Here is an 18353-nt window from a genome sequence, read left to right as displayed (position 1 = left end):
ATTTTTTGTTCGTTTTTGTCCGATTATGAGAGAATAATTGGCTAAATGGTTAATTTCTTTGATACATGGAAAAAGAAAATCTGCACAACAAACATGGCTTTTATAGCTGTGCTTACACTTTTAGCTTCCTTAATCGGCAGCTGGCTCAAGCAGTTCCCAGGCCTAAGCCTTTTGGGAGCTCTTATTATTGCGTTGCTTATTGGTATGGCTCTGCAGCTGCCTTTGCACGTATACAAGTTGAACAATGATTCTAGACGAGCAGGCGTTAAAGCATCTGCTGGCCTAATCGCAAATAAGCTACTTCGACTAGGCATTATTTTGCTTGGCTTTAAGCTAAATTTGCACGTTCTATTTACTCAAGGATTAAAGTGCCTACCAATTGCAGCCGTTCTAGTTGCTGTTATGGTATGCATTACATACAACATTGCAAAATTCCTTAAGGTTAGCCCACAACTTGCAATGCTAACCGCAGGAGGCACAAGCATTTGCGGAGCTGCAGCTGTTATGGGTCTTTCGGGATCTATGCCAGTGCTTCCACAAGATGAGGACGAAAAAGAACAAAACGAGGTTATGGCTGTTGCAACAGTTGCAATAATGGGCACAATCTACGCTTTGGCAGAAATCTTTATTCTTCCTCACTTTGGAATGACTAAGCAGCAGCTTGGAATTGCATCTGGCGCATCGCTCCACGAAATCGCACACGCTGTTGCAGCGGGCGGAGCTTTTGGAAGCATTGACGTTGCAACAATCATGAAGCTTACTCGAGTTCTTATGCTTGTTCCTACATCAATCTTTATTGCAATTTGGTGGAACGCTCGTCATAGCCAAGTAGAAGATAACGGAAAGCGCAAAATCAACTTCCCATGGTTTATGCTTGGATTTATTGCAGCATCTGTTATTGGTACGTACGTGCCTTTTGTTTCGTCCTACGCATCACTACTTGTAGACGCAGGATACGTCTTCCTTGGAATGGCTATGGCTGCTCTTGGAATCAACGTAAACTTTAGAGTTATATTTAAGCAAGGAAAAGCAGCATTCTTAGCAAGCTTCCTGGCATCTATTGTTTTAGTTGCGTTAGCTTGTTGCGCAAGTATTTTGTTCTTCTAATAAACAAGAGAAGATAAAACAAACGCAGTTAAAACAAACAAAAAATCAGGGGATTCCATTTTGAAATCTCCTGATTTTTTATATTTCTTACTTACGTAAATGCTTCACATAACTCTAAAACAGATTATTCAATATATACTGCTGTTCCGTCTGGAATATTCGTATAGAACCAATTAGCATCTGGAACACTTAATCGCACACATCCGTGCGATGCAGGGACCCCAAGTTTTTGCGCTTCTTCTACAATATAATCGCCAAAATTAGCACGAGTTGGAACAGAGTGGAACAAATACTTTGCTCCTATAAAACCAACCCAATAGTCTCCACCCATTCCTTCTGTTCTATTGTAAAAATGGTATCCCCTATGCCCTATTCTAAAATCGCCTTTAGGTGTGGAGTTATTCATTCCAGAGCTAACAATCATTGTATAAACAAGATTATTATTCGCATAAATATAAACACGTTGTTTTTTAAGGTCTACATTTATTTGCAAATGATTTGCATCTATTCCAGAAAGATTTGGATATTGACCGCCTGTAGAAATCTTCCATAAGTTAGAAAAATCAATTGCATTCGCATTTTGATTTTGTGCATTAGAACTATCATTAGACTTATCTTTGGACTTATCGTTATGCTCTAATGGCGTCTTTTTTGCTTTCGACTTTGCGCCAAAATTATCGCCTTTTTTACTTTTTACATTACTTAAAGCGGAATCAAGCTTGTTTGACTTAAAATATTGTGCTTTAAGATTTACAAAAATACGCTTATTCGCTTCTTGAACAACATGCGATACTTGGAATCCAACAAAACTAAAGAAGACCAAAACAATTAGAAAAGCGAGCGCACGCTTGTAGAAAATTTTGCGATTTTTTGGAGATTTTAAGCTAATAACATATTTCACAAATCGCGAAATAAGCGACTTTAACATGCTTTTAAAAGCATAAAATATATTCATACAATCTCCATAAGTAAACAAAATAAAAGGCGCCACTTCGATACTACACTATAGTGCCTAAGCAGCGCCAAATTACACGTTATTTGATTATTTATATGATTATTGTCTAACTAATCACACATTAAACTTAAATTCAACAATATCTCCATCTTGCATAACATAATCGCGGCCTTCAAGACGAAGCTTTCCTTCTTCCTTGATTTTTGCCATAGAGCCTTGAGCCTCAACAAAATCATTGTAAGAAACAACTTCTGCTTTAATAAATCCACGCTCAAAATCTGTGTGAATAACGCCTGCAGCTTGCGGAGCAGTCCAACCTTTATGAATTTGCCATGCGTGAACTTCTTTAACGCCAGCAGTCAAATAGGTTTGAAGCCCTAAAATATCAAAGCCAACGCGCGCAAGCTGATCCAATCCAGATTCTTGTAATCCTGCATCTGCAAGCATTTCTCTAGCATCTTCTTCATCAAGCTCAGTAAGCTCCGACTCAAATTGCGCGTTAAGGAAAATCGCCTTTGCAGGAGCTACAGATGCCGCTAGCTTAGACTTCAAAGAATCATCCGAAAGCTCCGAATCGTCAACGTTAAACACGTAAATAAAAGGCTTAGCGGTAAGCAAGTGCAAATCGTAAACGTCGTCTTTATTAATCAACTTCTCATTATGAGCCTGATCAATCGTCTTTCCAGATTCAAGAATCTCTTTAGCTTTGTTCACTGCGCCAACGTATTCTTGAGTAACTTTTTTGCCGCGTAAATCTTTTTCTAACTTTGGCAAAGCATTCTCGATTGTTTGCAAATCCGCAAGAATAAGTTCCGTGTTGATTGTGTCAATGTCGTCTGCAGGATCTACCTTGCCATTAACGTGCACAATGTCATCATCGTTAAACGCGCGAACAACTTCACAAATAGCATCCGCTTCGCGAATATTAGCAAGGAACTTGTTTCCCAAGCCTTCGCCTTCGCTTGCACCCTTAACGATTCCTGCAATATCAACAAATGTAACGGTTGCTGGAACGATTTTCTCGGTTTTAACAAGCTTTGCTAAAACAGGCAAACGTTTGTCTGGCAAAGGAACAATACCAGTATTTGGCTCGATTGTTGCAAACGGATAATTTTCCGCTAAAACGTTGTTTCGTGTTAGCGCATTAAACATAGTTGATTTACCAACGTTAGGCAAACCTACGATTCCAATAGTTAAAGACATATTACCTACTTTAGACCAGCTAGCGGAAGTGACTACACTACTATACTCGTACTGTTTTATTTTTGTTGAATTGCGTCAACAGCGCTAATAACATCTCCCCTAAAACCACACGATTCTAGCTTTGCAACACCTCGAATCGTAGTTCCACCAGGAGAGCATACTGCGTCCTTCATAGCCCCTGGGTGAACGCGAGTATCCATATACAACGCGCCTACTCCCTCAATCATCTTTGCAGCCAAGCGATATGCACAATCTCTCTTTAGACCATACTTTACGCCAGCATCTGCTAAAGCTTCCATGTACATAGCAGTAAAAGCTGGAGCGCAACTAGAAACACACATTGCAATATTCATGTGCTCGCTATCTACTCGTTCAACTAAAGATATAGGCTCAAAAATCGCGTTAAAAGCTTCTAGTTGACTATCTGTTAGCGTATTTTCACTTTCTGCTAGAGTGACTCCTTGGCAAACTGCGATTGGCGTATTTGGAATAATGCATTGCACGTTAGCATCTTTGCCAAGTAGATTCTGGTAACGCTTAAGAGTCCAGCCTGCTGCAACGGAAATAATTGCGATTTTTCTTTCTACAATAGTTTTTGCAATAGGTTGCAAAACTTCTTCTATTTGATTTGGTTTTACAGCCAAAATTAAAACATTGCTAGAATCGCAAACTTCACACGCGCTTTTTAACGCTTTTACGCCAAATTTGCTTGCATTATTAGCAAGTTTTTCAAAGTGCGCCGCGCTTGCAACCATATCTTTGCCTTGTAAAACATTAGCGCGAATCAAGCCTTGCGCAATCGCTTGAGCCATGTTTCCAAAGCCAATAAATCCAACGGTTCCAATTGAGTTAGAACTCATTAACAAATCCCCTTAATAAATAAACACTAAAATAAACACTAACTTTTTATTAAGTATCTAATCATTTGTATATATAACTTGTATATCTAATCATTTGTTAGGTACTTTAATCAAAAGTTACTTATCACTTATATCACTTATATATAGACTCTAAATCTCCACGATTCCTTGCTTCTTCCAACAAATGACGGAACACAAAGTCGCCATGAACTCCATCGTGCTCAAACTCGTTAGTTGTCCAATAATGAGAGTTAGAAATATGAGACAAAGTGTCTAGCTGAAGACCAGAATCAACATACAAGTCGTCGAAGTAAACCGCTGCTTGCAAAGGAACTTCGTTATTTGCAAGCTGATCTAAATCGTAAATCTTGCCAAATTGCATATCGTTCATCATGCAATCAACTGCTGGCAAGAATGGTTGCAAAGCTTTTTGCTGATCAAACATCCACGGAAACACAGCTTCTCCAGTAAACAAAAGCGGACGCGCGCTACCAGAAAACTCTGGCATTGTTTCCCTAACCTGCTGAGCTGCCCACAAAATCGGGTGCTCTAATTCACCATCAGCATAAATAAATTCTTGCAGCGGCCAATATAGCGGACTAGAAGATGTTGCATCCATAACACCATAAAGAAACTCATCACTTAAATAGCCATCTGCTGTTCCACCACCATGCTTAAACGCCTTAAGAGAGCCATCTCCATCCGAAAAAGCGGAGTCAATCAGCCAATGAACCCTTTCAAAGCTTGGCTTCATGCCAAAAGACGAACCAAGAGTCTGGAATCGCTCAACCGTTAACTTTTCGCCATTAGGTAAGAAAACATCTCCTTGAGAAATCCTATCTGCAATAGCTGCAGCGCGCGCAACATCTTGCGGATAACGCTCGTAGAATTGCTCAGTTTTTCTAGCCATACGTGGGAATGTGTGCTCGTAAACTTCACGCGCACTAGCTGGAACATGAGGAATACCGCCCGTTGTAAAGCTTGCAAGTAAGCCCTGTGGGAAAAGAGACAAATACGTAAGCGTTAAGAATCCACCATAACTTTGACCCAAAGAAACCCACGGCTTTGCATTGAATTCAGTTAAGCGCAAATGCTCAAAATCGCGAATAATGGAATCTGCTAAGAATCGCTTTAAGTACCATGCTTGCCTCTCTACACTCACGCCGTCGTCTGCCATGCGCTTAATCGTAGAAGCATCTACCCTAGAAGAGCGCCCAACACCACGCTGGTCTGGAAGAACAACACGAAAATGCTTAATTGCCTCTTGAATCCAACCATCGCTAGACGGCGAAAGCGGACGAGGGCACTGGCCGCCTGGACCTCCTTGCAAAAACACTAGCAAAGGCAAATCGTCATGCACATGTTCTGGAGCGCAAATAACTCTGCAAAATAGGCGAATCGTCTCCCCTTTAATAGAATCGCCTGGAGTATTTTGCTCCCAGTCTAAAGGAACATCGATTGCGCGCTCTTCTACATACAATCCTGGTACGTAATACTTTGTTAGCAGTGCCATTGTAAACATTCCTTTCTGCACTCGCATGCAACATTGCAACAACAAATCACATACGCAAACTCGCACTCTTATATAAATCATACTAAAGTTCGATTGTTCTATAAAGTACCGTGTACTAGCCTAGTAGGTATGAAAATATCTCACACGTTTAACAAAGCCATACAACGCTTACGCACTGAGCTTACGCTAAACGATATATTGTGGGGCATTATTCCACTTATTCTTTTTACACTTTCAAACAATCGGTATACTATTATAAGCAATGTTGACGGATTCTTGACGCAAAGTTCGCTAATTACAACCTTGCTTATAAATATTGTTGTTGCATCATTACTTTCAGTACGAAGAATATGGCCCGAACACACAGCTGTTATTTTTATTGTTGCATGCATTTTGCAAGTAATATTTGGCCCTACTCAACTTCTTGCTGATTTCTTTGGCTTTGTGCTACTTGTTAATGCTATTGCACGCGGAAATCCAGAGCATTCAAAAGCTTTTGTTATTGCAGCTTACGTAACAACCGTATTATCTTGCGCAGTAATATCGTGGAATATTGTAATGGGGCCAATATATGGCAACAATCATTCAAAAGCTAGTTATTCTTGCAGCGTAAAAAATATAAATAGTAGTAACATAAAAAATTGCGTTTCAATTATACTTGATTTTGCAATTCCTACTATAATTTTTGCGATTATTATTACTACAATTACGGTTATTATTGGCTACTGGCAGCGCACTCACGTGCACACTATTCAACTTTTACAAGAGAACAATAACGCTATTCGCGCGTACCGAAAAAAAGCTCAGCATATTGCTGTTACTGCAGAGCGCGCTAGAATCGCTAGGGATATGCACGATATTGTTGCTCACACGCTTTCTATTATTATTGTTCAAGCAGACGGTGGTCGCTATGCAGCAACACAAGATATTTCTCTTGCTAAAAAAACAATGCATATTATTAAAAACGAATCAGAGCGCGCCGTTCACGACATGCGTCGACTGCTAGAAGCTTTAACAGACGCTCCATCCGCTCAATTGGATTTCAATCACATACCTTCGCTTATTGAGCAAGCAAAAATCGCATCTCCTAAAAATATTTTTTGGCACACTGTTGATGGCATAAATTCTTCTAATAAACTCAACAAAGATGCACAAACCGTTGCATACCGCGTTGTTCAGGAGTCTCTTACTAATATTCGAAAGCACGCAGGAAATGGCATCAAAATAGACATTCACGAAGAATGGAACGAACAAGGATTAACACTAAAAATCACAAACGAAGTACACAAGCTTGAAGTTAACCAAACGCAAAATAGCAATGCGCAACATAAAAATGGTTATGGTTTGATTGGCATGAAAGAACGCATTGAAAATCTTCATGGAACACTTGATTATGGAATACAAAACGATGGAACATTTAGTATTGCTGCTTTTATTCCATACTCTTACAGCACAGACCAATCAAACACTACTGCTTCTGTATTAAACAGTATTCCTAACGCTACTTATAAAAACGCAAAAGCTAATAATCCATTATCAGTGCAAGAAAAACCAGCAAATACAAGCGATAAAACCTCATCAAAAGTTTTGCCAGAAGCAAATGATTCACAAAATAGGATTGAAAAAGTATCGCAATGGTTTGAACAACATTGGCTTATTGGAGATGTTATTTATGCATCGCCTTGGACTGTTCTAATGCTTTTTATACCAACTTACGATTTTATTGTTGGAAATGTAATGCATTCACAATATTCCAGCTCACTTTTAGTACAAATACTTTATATAGTATTTACTCTTACAACCATGGTGCCATTCATGTTTCGCAGAAAAGCTCCAACTATGTGCGCAATTATTGCAGCAGTATTTTCTGCAATACAGCTTATATGCTTACCTAATATTTTATTCGCTAATTTCTTTATACCAGCCATTGTCTATGCGGCTGTGCTCTATGGCAAAAAGCACGCATGGCAATGGGTTAGCGCAGTAGTACTCGCCGAATCTGCTATTTTTGCTGTAAAAATTGGTGTTGCATCAAGAAATATTCCGCAAAATGAAACTCCAATACGATTTTTTACTTCTAATGCGTACACAACTAATTTTTATGACATTATGCAAATGGCGTCCGTAGGATTAGTTTTTGGTTTTATAGTTGCGTTAATTTGTTTTACTGCTATTACATTTGCTTATTACCGCAGAAACGATGATAATAATTTGCTGATTCTAAAAGCGCGCAGAACAGAATTAAAACAAGAACAAAAACAGCTAGAAGTACTTGCAGCAAACGCAGAACGGCAGCGCATTAGCGCAAATATTCAGCAAAAAGTTGCTGTTACATTGCATAAAGTAATTGATGCTGCAAATAGTAGAATCAATATGCTAAATGAATACGAAAAATCAAATAGCAATGCAGAAAAGCTAAAGTCATCACAACAAGAGCAATCACAGGAACAAGAACAAATTGAAGCAATTAGTAAGGCTTTTAAAAACATTGGAGATGAAGGTCGCTCAGCACTTAGGTACATGCGAAAACTACTTGGAATTTTGCGAGAAACAGGCTCAAGTGTTAATTCATCAAATAATAGTGCAAATGTAGCTGAGATTGCGGTTCGCCCTGCTGCCCCACTAGATGAACAAATTCAACACAGACTTGCAAACAAACACGAATAAATTGATAGTATGGAAAACATGGAAAATATGGAAAACAATGGAGTAATTCGAGTCGCAATCGCAGACGATCAAGAGCTTGTGCGCGCAGGATTTGCTATGGTAATCAACTCGCAAAAAGATATGCAAGTTGTTGCGCAAGCAGCGAATGGAAATGAAATTGTAGAAGTTGCGTCAAAGGAAAATCCAGACGTTATTTTGATGGACGTGCGCATGCCTAACATGGACGGTTTGGAAGCTACGCGCAAAATCTTGCAAGAAGATGCTAATAGCAATACGCGCATTATTATTTTAACTACTTTTGATTTAGACGAATACGTTATGGCTGCGATTCATACGGGCGCATCGGGATTTTTGCTTAAAGACACAGAGCCAGAAACATTGCTTAATTCAATACGAACTGTGTATCAAGGAAACGCAATTATTGCTCCAACTGCTACAAAGCGTTTGATTGAGTCGATGATCTCTAAGCCTAACGATGAAGAAAAATCAAAAGAAGAGATTGCGACTAAAAACGAGCAAAGCGCAAACACGTACGATTCTTGCTTAAATGACTTAACAGATCGCGAGCGCGAAGTTCTTGTAGAGATTGCTCACGGACTGTCTAACCAAGAGATTGCTAATAAACTGTTTATTAGCTTGCCAACAGTTAAAACGCATGTTGCGCATATTTTGGGAAAAATCAATGCAAGAGACAGAGTCCAAGCTGTTGTGTTTGCTTACGAGAACAGTCTTGTTTAACTATTTTTATAAAAATAAAAAACAATGCGAATGTTCTTATAAATAATAAATCTTTTCTATAAAAATAATGCGGCTGCAAATTAATCAATTCTTAATTGAACGATTAAAATTGCAACCGCATTTTGTTTTGCGTTTCTAGCGATTAGTCCTCCGCGAGCGCAACTACTGGCGAAGACTTTACTGCTCTACGAGCTGGAAGAACGCTGGAAAGAAGCGCTGCAAGTAAAGCGATTAGAGCAAGAACCGCGTAAATAGTCCAATCAATTACAAACGGAACTTTGCCAATTGCGCTAAACACCATGTAGGATCCAATCCATCCAAACGCTGTTCCAACAATCAAGCCAGAAACAGTGCTTGTTAGGGAAATCAACGTTGCTTCCAACGCAAGAGATCTTCTAACCTGTCCTCTTGTCATGCCGATTGCGCGCAAAGTTGCAGATTCTTTGGTTCGCTCAATAACCGACAAGCTTAATGTGTTTGCAACGCCTATTAAAGCAATCACAACAGCTACTGCTATTAAGCCAACAAGCAACATCATCATTATGTCGATAGCACTCTCCCACTGCGCTCGTTGGAACACGCTTCCACCAGCCATAACCTCCGCATAGCTAGATGTAATATTTCTAATATTTTTAACAATATCTACAAGATTAGCTTTGCTAGAGTCTACCGAAATAAGCAGAATATGCGTTGTAGGCTTAAGGTAGTTATTGAAGTAAGATTTGCTAACAAAAGCAGTATTCCTTGAATATATATTAACATTTCTATACTTCTTAAACTGAACTTGCTTTACAGTAATGCTCTTATCGTTATTACTCGAGTCTGTATTCATGCCAGTAAATGGCGTAATATTATTACTGTCTGTTTCATCAGAACTGTACTTTTCTACGTAAGCTTGCAGATTAAGGTTTCCTTTTTTAAGCTCAAAAGGCTCTCCGCCTTCTCCATTAAACTTAGGCAAAAGCACAGAATCTTTGTTTATATTAACGCCATCAAGGTCAGTGTGCATTACATTTTTAAGTTGATCTGTATTATCAACTCCAGCTGCCATAGCATACTCAGTTTCGCCCTTAGCGTTCTTAAAAGTCATAGGAACTGCAGGAAGCAACTCAGTATGCTTTATTCCACTAATCTTTGAAATATCGGCAGCTAAAGATTCATCAACATTCTTGCCTTGAATAATAATGTCAACACTGTAATGGTCATCAACAACACCTTTAAGAGTTGCTTTACCACATATTGCGCCAGTTACTACCGTTGAAACAAGCGTTACGCCAATAAGCAAAGCCGTTCCAGTTGCCGCAACTCTTCTAGGGTTTCTTTGCACGTTTGCGTTAGCAACTTTAGATGCAGGACCACAAAGTGCCATGATTGCGCCAGTTGCCTTCATAGCAAACGGCATCCAGAATATGGATGTCATAACAATACCAATAAAAACAAGCGCGCAACCAAACATTGCTCCAAGCAAAGTCATCCAAGAGTCAGAACCAGCAGTAGGAGACCTCCTCGCAATCATGCTTGCTAAAGAAGTAGCACTTAAAGCCGTAGCTAAAATGCCTACAACAATAAACACAACACCAAAAACAGCGCGAATAATGCTTGCACGCTTATCTTTAATCAAATCCATTGGTCGTAGCGCTTCCATAGGCGTTACTTTTGTAGCCGACCTCGCAGCACCCATAGATGCAAGAACTGTTACAATCGTGCCAATTGCTATTGGCCACACAACCGCTGGAAGCGAAACAATCAAAGGAATCTTAGATAACGGTCCAGAATTAATATTCACGTTACTAATTGCGCCCATAAATCCGATTGCACAAAGCACGCCAACAGCCGCAGAAATAACTCCAAGTATTGCAGCTTCAAGCAAAACTGCTGCATAAAGCTGGTGCGATTGTGCACCAATTACGCGCAAAAGTGCAAGAGTGCGTCTGCGTTGAGCAACCAAAACTTGGAATGTGTTTGCTATAACAAGCGAAGAAATAAGCAACGCTAGAATACCAAAAGATAGCAAAAACATAGTCACAAAATTAGTGCCGTTAGACACATTTCGAACAGCTCTTACGCCAACTTCATGCCTAGACATAAGAGAGAATCTCGAAGGAAGCAAAGAGTTAATCTTAGGAGATAAATCGTTTATTTTAGATTCATCAATACTCATGTACACTTTGCTTTGCACAACTTCATTGTCAAAATTCTTAAGATTGTTGAGTTTTGCACAAAAATCATTCGTTACGCCACCAAGATACGTGCCGCGATTTGAAAATGGTATTTGAGAATGCTCTCCATCGTCTACAAGACCAACCACACGAACATCGTACGATTTTTCTTTATCTCCGCCAGTGTCATCTACTTTAACCAAAGTTATAGTATCGCCAATATTTGCATGTATTGATTTAGCAATACTTTTAATAAGAGTGATTTCACCTATTTTTTGCGGTTCTCTACCTTCTGTTGATTTATACACAGGAAGATTTCCATACAAACCATTAGACCAAGCAATACTCGTAACTGATTTATCACCTTTTTCCACTCTTACAAGAGCAGTCGCATCATCACTACGAATGCCATTAACACCAGGCATCTTCGATATTTCGTCTAAATGAAGGTCTTTATAATGAATTTTACTACTCGGAGAACTGTTAGGATTACTAAATGAGATTGCATAATTTGCGCTACCGAATTCATTTGTTGCGTTACGAACCATCAAGTCATCAACGCTGTTTGCAAAAAGCAAAGTAGCGCTCATAAACATGCTGCCTATAAGAATTGCAATTCCAGAGGCGATTAACATGCGCACGCTTTTACGCATAAGTTTTAGTGCGATTTTCCACATTCTAACTTCACCCCTTTTATTGCAATTGAGCAGGCTGATTATTAACGCCAGCCTCGCTGCGTTCCATAAGCATCTTGCTCATTCCTTCTGCAGTAGGATTTTGCACGTCTTCAACGATTTGACCATCTGCAAACACGATTGCTCGATCCGCGTAAGAGGCTGCAACAGCGTCGTGAGTAACCATAATCACAGTTTGACCAAGTTCCGTTACAGACTTCTTCAAAAAATGCAAAACTTCCAAGCTGGAAGCAGAATCGAGATTGCCAGTAGGCTCGTCTGCAAAAACTACGGAAGGCTTAGAGATTAAAGCTCGAGCAATTGCAACGCGTTGGCGCTGACCACCAGAAAGCTCAGCAGGCCTATGCTTTAAGCGATCTTGCAAGCCAAGAGTATTAATCAAAGTATTAAACCATTGCTTATCTGGCTTTTTGCCTGCCAAAGTAAGAGGCATAAGAATATTTTGCTCAGCGCTAAACATTGGAAGAAGATTAAAACTTTGGAAAATAAACCCAACCATTTCGCGGCGCATAAGCGTAAGCTGATTATCGCTCATACCTGTAATATCTAGGCCATCTACCAAAACTTTTCCAGAATTAACGCTGTCAAGACCAGCCAAAGAATGCATTAAAGTTGACTTTCCAGAACCAGAAGGGCCCATAATCGCCGTAAACTTGCCGCGCTCAAAACTAACGCTAACATCTCGCAAAGCGTGAACAATGCCTGCACCCTTGCCAAAATCTTTAACAACATGCAAAGCTGCAACCGCAGTCTCGCCAATCAAACCTTCTTGAGCTGAATAATTCATTTGCGTAAAACGCGTATCTTGACTATTTTCAACACTCATTTTGCACCTCACATACTTCTGTGATTACCTTACAATTACAATTTACTTGATTAAAAATGCATTCTCTATAGTGCGTAAGGCTGATATTTTCATTGGAATAATAAGGATTTTGATATTAAATTTTGATACAAAATGCTCTTATATAAAATCGTCATACTTTAGTATGAGAAGTTTGCATAAGATTGTTAATGCTAGCTACAAGCTCAAATTTGCATTTCACGCGATTAGTCAAATACAAAATAAGTCAATTTTTAATGCAAAATAAGTCAATTTGGCAACTACAACACCATCAATTAAAGAATTTTTCTTAACATGTTTAATATTTTTCCTTCAAAATAAGCATTACAAATCATGTGCTCGAATTTTTATAAATGTGCTTATTTATATCTAAAATAAATAAAAATGCATAAAATTAGTTAGTTTATGTTCATTTTAATTGTTTATTTGTTAATTTTAGTAACAAAACGCTTATTTACACACTCGCCAAATGTCATGCAATATTGTAAAATATTAATCGACTACCAAAAATTTGGCATAAGCCAACAAGAAACTCAAAGGAGATTTTCGCATGGTCTATAGAATGATTTTTAATCAGACTGCTTACTTTGGTCGTGGAGCAATCAAAGAGATTCCAAACGTTGCTAAAGCACATGGATTCAAAAAAGCATTTGTTGTAACAGATCCTGTTCTTGTAAAGACTGGAACCGTTAAAAGAGTTACCGACGTTCTAGAATCCGCTGGTCTTCCATACGAAGTATTCGACAACGTAAAGCCAAATCCACCTGTTGAATGCATTCAAGACGGTGTAGAAAAGTTCAAGGCATCTGGCGCAGACTTCCTTATTGGACTCGGCGGCGGCTCTCCGCAAGATACATGCAAAGGCATTGGAATTATTGTAGCTAACCCAGAGTTTAGCGATGTTCTTTCTCTAGAAGGCGTTGCAGATACAAAGAATCCTTCTGTGCCAATCTTTGGCGTGCCAACAACAGCAGGAACCGCATCCGAAACAACAATCAACTATGTTGTTACCGATACCGCAAAGCTCCGCAAGTTCGTTGCAGTAGACCCTCACGATATTCCAATCGTTGCATTCGTAGACCCAGATCTCACCGATTCCATGCCACGCTCGCTTAAAGTTGCAACTGGTTTGGACGCACTCACACACGCAATCGAAGGTTTCATTACTCCAGGCGCATGGAGCCTTTCGGATTGCTTGTCTTTGCAAACAATTCGCATGATTGCACAAAACCTTGCAAAGAGCGCAGACGGAGATGTTCCAGCAGGCGAACAAATGGCTTACGCAAGCTATATAACTGGCATGGCATACTCCAACGTTGGTTTGGGCTTGGTTCACGGCATGGCTCACCCACTCGGTGGTCGCCTTGGCGTTGCTCATGGCGTTGCAAACGGAATTTTGCTTGCTCCTGTTATGGAATATAACAAAGATTACACTGGCGAAAAGTATCGCGATATTGCTGCCGCATTCGACGTTCCAAACGCATACACCGACGACCTCGAAACCGTGCGCAATGCTGCTGTAAAGGCAGTTCACGACTTAACGGTTAAGCTTGGAAATCCTACTAAGATTAGCGAAGTTGGAGCTAGTGAGGCAGATATTGAAGGCTTAAGCCACGACGCTTTGGCAGATGTTTGCACTCCAGGAAACCCACGCAAGGCCACTTTGGAAGACATTCGCAAGATTTACACAAGCTTGATGTAGCTCTTTGCGTAGTCTTCTAAAAATAAGCAAACAATAAATAAATACGCACATTTAGAACAAACAATTTGTGGACGCAATTTATCTTGATTTATCTTGATTTAAGTTGCGTCCACATTTTGTATGCAATAAGTCATAAAGCCTATATCTACAAGTTTTCTATTAATCAACAACTTGCTGAGTGCTGTCTCGAATAACAACATGAGCAGGAAGAACTAGTTGATTTTCGATCTCCTTGCCTTCTCGAATCGCAAGAATCATACTAACAGCATTTTTTGCCATAATATCAAAAGGCTGATTAACGGTTGTTAAAGAAGGCATCAAATATTGCGCAGGATAAACGTCATCAAAGCCTGCAACAGAAAGCTCTGTTCCTAACTTAATTCCGCGTTCTCGAGCTGCGCGATACACATTTACAGCAGTAATATCGTTGCAAGCAAAAATCGCAGTTGGACGCTTGGCTTTAGGCAAATCCAAAAGACTACAAGCCATTTTGTATCCAAGCTCTGGAAGATAATCGCCCTCTTTTACTAAGTCTTTATCAACACTCAAACCAGCTTGTTCCATAGCAGCACTGTATCCAGCAAAGCGAGCAACACCAGATTGAACGTTTAACGGACCTGTAATAACTCCAATTCGCTTATGACCCAAACTAATCAAATGCCGAGTAAGCTCGTAGGAACCTGTCCAATTATCAATAGAAATCGTGTGATCGTTGCCGCTGCCTATAGAAACTGGGTCAATAATCACAAGCGGAATATTGCGCATACGCAAAAATTCTTTATCTTTTTCTTCTAGATCAGACATTTGCGATATAACACCCAAAGGGTTTCTATCTACTATTCCACGCAAGCATTCCTCGCGCTTTTTACCATAGTTAGTTTGAGCAACCGTAAGCGCTAATCCTTCTTTTTGCGCCCAGTGAGACGCGTAAGTAATCATCTCAATCGTGCCATTATTTGCAACGTAATCTACGAGTAGCTCAACTGTTGGAGAAATTTTAGTGCTAACAAGAGAATAATCGCGCCCACTTTTAGCTAGAACTTTTTCTACGCGCCTTCGAGTTTCTTCCGATACTCCCGACCTACCGTTTATTACCTTAGATATTGTAGACGGAGAAACACCAGCTTCTTTAGCAAGTTCTGTAATCTTAGGCTTCAACGATTCAGATTCTTCTAAACCACTTTGTTTGCTATTTATGGCCATTTTCTCCCTTTCTAGATTCTACGCGTTTTTGCTTAACGCATTTTCCATCTAAATCATTTTCCATCTAAATCCTAATCTTAAAGAAAAATTCGCATATATACTTAAGATTATCCGCAATAATACAAGCTGCCAGAAAAACTGAAAAATAGAATTATTGCTTGATTTATCAAGGCTATTACAGGTTCCATAATACACTATTTCGCATTTAACGCGCAAAAAATGCGAAAATTTCTTACGACACGCCGAATAATAAAATTATTTGCCCTTAGTCGCAAGCAAAACGCTGACCAAATACGCGATTTTCCTTACTAAAAAGCTCAATTTTTCAATAATCAAAAAATCAAAAATATGACATTTATCACATTGTGCCATTGTCGAAATATTCGCAAAAATCGCTTTACGAAAATTTCTGCTCATACTACAACATTTTTCCATTCTTTTGATATAAAATTACAAATGTAGGTCACAACGATCTTAAAGCAAAGGAGCACAAATCGTTATGAGTACAATTACATCAGTAAAAACCTATGATTTTAGATTCCCTACGTCGCAAACGCTTTCTGGATCCGACGCAATGAACAAAGATCCAGATTATTCATCCGCATACGTAGAAATCAAAACCAGCCTAGACGATGGCATTAAAGGCGTTGGATTTGTATTTACAATTGGCCGCGGCAACGATGTTGTTTGCGCAGCAATCGACTCCATGTCTCAAGTGCTTATTGGCAGAAACGTAGAAGAATTACTAGACAACATGCGTCTTGCATGGGATCTTTTTGTTCACGACTCACAACTTCGCTGGCTAGGACCAGAAAAAGGCGTAGAACACATGGCAATTGGCGCTATTTTGAGCGCATTGTGGGATATTAAAGCAAAGCGAGCTGGAAAGCCTTTGTGGCGCTTGCTTGCCGAGATGGATCCAAAGGAATTAATCTCTACGCTCGACTTCCGCTATATGACCGACGCCTTAAGGCCAGAAGAAGCAATCGAATTCTTGCAAGATGGTCAAAAAGGCAAGGAAGAGCGCATTGCTGATTTGCTTGTAAACGGATACCCAGGCTACTCCACTGCTGCAGGCTGGCTCGGTTACAGCGACGAGAAAATGGTTGCAATCGCTAAGGAAGAATCGCAAGTTAAAGGCTTTAAGCAAATTAAGCTTAAGGTTGGTCAAAATGTAGACGACGATTTGAGAAGACTCGCACTTGCTCGCGAAGCAATCGGCCCAGACGTTCGTCTTGCAGTAGATGCAAACCAAGTATGGGATGTTCCAACAGCAATCACTTGGATTAATCGCTTCCACGACTTCGACTTAGCTTGGGTAGAAGAGCCAACAAGCCCAGACGACGTTATTGGACACGCAACAATCGCCCGCGCAATCAACCCAATACCAGTTGCAACTGGCGAGCAAATGCAAAGCAGAATCATGTTCAAGCAATACTTGCAAGCAAACGCATTTGGAATCATGCAAATCGACGCAACTCGAGTTGCAGGTCCACAAGAAGTTGTTCTCGAATACTTGCTTGCGCGTAAGTTTAACAAGCCAGTTTGCCCACACGCAGGTGGCGTTGGATTGTGCGAAGCTGTGTGCCACTTTGCAATGTTTGATTACGTTGCAGTTTCTGGCACAAAGGAAGGCCGCATGATTGAATACGTAGACAATCAGCACGAGCACTTTGTGCATCCAACACAAATCAAGAATGGTAATTATGTTGCACCAACTGCCCCAGGTAATGGCACTGAGATGACGCTGGAAACGGCTGAAAAGTACCTTTATCGCGGATAGTTATGCAATTGTGGCTAGCAGTTTACATTAAGCTGTTTATTTTAAATTGCTAGCCACTTTAATAAAGATTCATAATTTAAGATTCAAAAAGCAAACCACATCATTTAACAAAGGAGTTCATTATGGATTTGCATTTGGAAGGCAAAGTTTTCATCGTAACAGGTGGATTCAAGGGAATTGGTAAAGGCATTACGCTTCAGCTTGCTCAAGAAGGCGCAATTCCAGTAGTTATTAACCGCGCAGACCCTGCAGAAGAGACATTCCGCAAAGATATTGAGCAATACACAAAGAACTACGATGTTTATCTTCTCGACTTAAACGACACGGACGAGATTGCACCAATTATTGAAGAAACATACAAGAAGTATGGTCATATTGACGGCATTGTAAACAACGCTGGCGTTAACGACAACAAGGATTTGGAATCCACTTCTTGGCGCGACTTCGAGAAGTCGATTCACGGAAACCTCACTCACTACTACGAGACTGTTCATGCTGCTGTAAAGTACTTGAAGGAAAGCCACGGCGCTGTTGTGAACATTTCTTCTAAGACTGCTCTAACTGGCCAGGGCAAGACTAGCGCTTACGCTGCTGCAAAGGGCGGAATCTTAGGCTTGACTCGCGAATGGGCTGCAGCACTTATTCATGACCGCGTGCGCGTAAATGCGATTGTTGTCTCCGAATGCTGGACACCACTGTATGCCGATTGGATTAAGACCTTTGGCGATGAAGCCGCTCAGCAGGCTCGTTTGAAGGTTATTACCGACAAGATTCCTCTGGAAAACCGCATGACTACCACGGAAGAGATTGGAAACGAAGCTGCATTCCTGCTTTCGGATCGCTCTTCGCACACCACTGGTCAGTGGGTATTCGTTGATGGCGGCTACGTGCATCTTGATCGCGCTTTGTCTTAAATCACAAATG

The 18353-nt window shown here is 40.1% G+C and carries 13 protein-coding genes; 6 read left to right on the top strand and 7 right to left on the bottom strand.

Features of this window, described 5'->3' with window-relative positions; all coding sequences use genetic code 11:
• The first annotated feature begins 45 nt into the window (after positions 1 to 45).
• A complete protein-coding gene (locus tag NYP69_RS01070; RefSeq protein ID WP_473412851.1) occupies positions 46 to 1107 on the top strand; it encodes a YeiH family protein in 1062 nt (353 codons plus the stop codon).
• Positions 1108 to 1231: 124 nt separating this feature from the next.
• Here NYP69_RS01070 and NYP69_RS01065 read toward each other — a convergent pair whose 3' ends face one another.
• From NYP69_RS01065 to NYP69_RS01050, 4 genes are all read right to left on the bottom strand, one after another.
• Positions 1232 to 2062 carry a L,D-transpeptidase gene (locus NYP69_RS01065; RefSeq protein WP_473412850.1) on the bottom strand — a complete coding sequence of 277 codons (831 nt, stop codon included), beginning with the start codon at positions 2060 to 2062 and terminating at the stop codon, positions 1232 to 1234.
• Between the two features lie 114 nt (positions 2063 to 2176).
• The gene (ychF, locus tag NYP69_RS01060) at positions 2177 to 3265 is read right to left on the bottom strand and encodes a redox-regulated ATPase YchF (RefSeq protein WP_004132823.1); all 1089 of its coding nucleotides are present in this window, start codon (positions 3263 to 3265) and stop codon (positions 2177 to 2179) included.
• A gap of 56 nt (positions 3266 to 3321) precedes the next feature.
• Positions 3322 to 4125, bottom strand: a complete 804-nt coding sequence (gene proC, locus NYP69_RS01055) for a pyrroline-5-carboxylate reductase (RefSeq protein ID WP_102704638.1) — start codon at positions 4123 to 4125, stop codon at positions 3322 to 3324.
• Between the two features lie 133 nt (positions 4126 to 4258).
• Positions 4259 to 5638: an alpha/beta fold hydrolase gene (locus tag NYP69_RS01050; protein ID WP_180963154.1), complete on the bottom strand. Its 1380-nt coding sequence runs from the start codon at positions 5636 to 5638 to the stop codon at positions 4259 to 4261.
• Between the two features lie 129 nt (positions 5639 to 5767).
• Between NYP69_RS01050 and NYP69_RS01045 the strand changes: the two genes are divergently transcribed.
• Together NYP69_RS01045 and NYP69_RS01040 are read left to right on the top strand one after the other, a co-directional pair.
• Complete coding sequence (locus NYP69_RS01045) at positions 5768 to 8305, top strand: sensor histidine kinase (RefSeq protein WP_473412849.1); 2538 nt, start codon at positions 5768 to 5770, stop codon at positions 8303 to 8305.
• Between the two features lie 18 nt (positions 8306 to 8323).
• Positions 8324 to 9043, top strand: a complete 720-nt coding sequence (locus NYP69_RS01040) for a response regulator (protein ID WP_116285777.1) — start codon at positions 8324 to 8326, stop codon at positions 9041 to 9043.
• 142 nt (positions 9044 to 9185) lie between these two features.
• On the opposite strand, the gene NYP69_RS01035 is transcribed toward NYP69_RS01040, so the two are convergent.
• Positions 9186 to 11879, bottom strand: coding sequence for an ABC transporter permease (locus NYP69_RS01035; protein ID WP_116285776.1), 2694 nt, complete (start codon positions 11877 to 11879; stop codon positions 9186 to 9188).
• 16 nt (positions 11880 to 11895) lie between these two features.
• The gene (locus tag NYP69_RS01030) at positions 11896 to 12723 is read right to left on the bottom strand and encodes an ABC transporter ATP-binding protein (protein WP_004132833.1); all 828 of its coding nucleotides are present in this window, start codon (positions 12721 to 12723) and stop codon (positions 11896 to 11898) included.
• Between the two features lie 568 nt (positions 12724 to 13291).
• Here NYP69_RS01030 and fucO point away from each other — a divergent pair.
• A complete protein-coding gene (gene fucO, locus NYP69_RS01025) occupies positions 13292 to 14443 on the top strand; it encodes a lactaldehyde reductase (RefSeq protein WP_016784865.1) in 1152 nt (383 codons plus the stop codon).
• 159 nt (positions 14444 to 14602) lie between these two features.
• Here the strand turns inward: fucO and NYP69_RS01020 are convergent, their stop codons facing one another.
• Positions 14603 to 15646: a LacI family DNA-binding transcriptional regulator gene (locus NYP69_RS01020; RefSeq protein WP_473412848.1), complete on the bottom strand. Its 1044-nt coding sequence runs from the start codon at positions 15644 to 15646 to the stop codon at positions 14603 to 14605.
• A gap of 499 nt (positions 15647 to 16145) precedes the next feature.
• Here NYP69_RS01020 and NYP69_RS01015 point away from each other — a divergent pair, with 499 nt between their 5' ends.
• A complete protein-coding gene (locus NYP69_RS01015) occupies positions 16146 to 17429 on the top strand; it encodes an enolase C-terminal domain-like protein (protein ID WP_032817040.1) in 1284 nt (427 codons plus the stop codon).
• 122 nt (positions 17430 to 17551) lie between these two features.
• Positions 17552 to 18343 carry an SDR family oxidoreductase gene (locus tag NYP69_RS01010; RefSeq protein ID WP_016635378.1) on the top strand — a complete coding sequence of 264 codons (792 nt, stop codon included), beginning with the start codon at positions 17552 to 17554 and terminating at the stop codon, positions 18341 to 18343.
• The last annotated feature ends 10 nt before the right edge of the window (positions 18344 to 18353 follow it).

It is taken from the genome of Gardnerella sp. c17Ua_118 (assembly GCF_055804255.1).
The sequence above is the reverse complement of the archived record's forward strand: the minus strand, read 5'-3'. Positions and strand labels throughout refer to the sequence as shown.